Below are 1071 nucleotides of genomic sequence, written 5' to 3'. Positions count from 1 at the left end.
TAAAGAAGACTGGGATTTGTTCAGGTTGTTCTGAGTCAGCAGAGACAGGCTGTTAGTGTTAATGACCGCCATAGTGGGTATTCCTTTAAATATGATTCGGCTAAGGTTCAGGCTTATTTGCCCACGGCTTCAATCACCGTCTTTTTTATTATCGGCAGGCTCATCCAAATCTTTAGCTGTATATCCGGCGTATCATTCCGCTGCACTGGAATAAAAAAAGCCCCCATAATATGGAGGCTTACAAGAATCGGCTGAATAATATTAACGCAGCAGAGACAATACAGTTTGTGGAACCTGGTTAGCCTGAGCCAGAACAGAAGTACCGGCTTGTTGCAGAATTTGTGCACGGCTCATGTTGGACACTTCAGTTGAGTAATCCGCATCTTGGATACGGCTACGGGCTGAAGTCAGGTTGTTCACGGTGTTGTTCAGGTTGGTGATGGTGGACTCAAAACGGTTCTGAGACGCACCTAACACGCTGCGCTGAGTATCAACCGCTTTCAGCGCTTTATCGATATCAGCCAACGGCGTGGTGCCAGTTGCTTTACCGTCAGCAGCAACGGTACCATTCAACACATCAAAGCCCTTGGCAGCAACAGTACGTGACTTGCCATTTACTGCTTCATTGACAGCAGTTGCATCTTTAACCGCGGTTGCCAGATCGGTAGTCGCAGTATCCGCTGCGCCTTTAAGTGCTGCAGCCGTTGTTGTGCCATTAGTGGCATCGGCTTTAACTGCTGCCAGATATGCACCATTTGCCGTATCATATGCTGCTTGTTTAGTATCAAGAGCTGCTGTCTTAGTGAAAGCATAAGTATTTACGGAATCTGATGATGTACCATCAGCGTTGGCTGTTGCCAGGTTCCAACCTGAGCTTGCACCAATAGCAATACTGATTTGTTCGTTATCTTTCGAACCGACCTGGAAATCGTAGCTTGAGTCTGTCTTGGTACGGTTATCCAATACTTTGATGCCGTTAAAATCAGTTTGCTTAGTAACGCGGTTGATTTCTTCCATGCGCTGGTTAACTTCAGACTGGATGGAGTCGATATCAGATGCTGAGTTAGAGCT

1 protein-coding gene is annotated in these 1071 nt (G+C 46.5%); it reads right to left on the bottom strand.

Features of this window, described 5'->3' with window-relative positions; all coding sequences use genetic code 11:
• Positions 1-261: 261 nt before the first annotated feature.
• Positions 262-1071 (bottom strand): flagellin (locus QSV56_RS21900; protein ID WP_301213814.1); only part of this gene is annotated, 810 nt, incomplete at its 5' end.

It is taken from the genome of Yersinia sp. 22-579, from assembly GCF_030433455.1.
GTDB lineage: Bacteria > Pseudomonadota > Gammaproteobacteria > Enterobacterales > Enterobacteriaceae > Yersinia > Yersinia enterocolitica.
The sequence above is the reverse complement of the archived record's forward strand: the minus strand, read 5'-3'. Positions and strand labels throughout refer to the sequence as shown.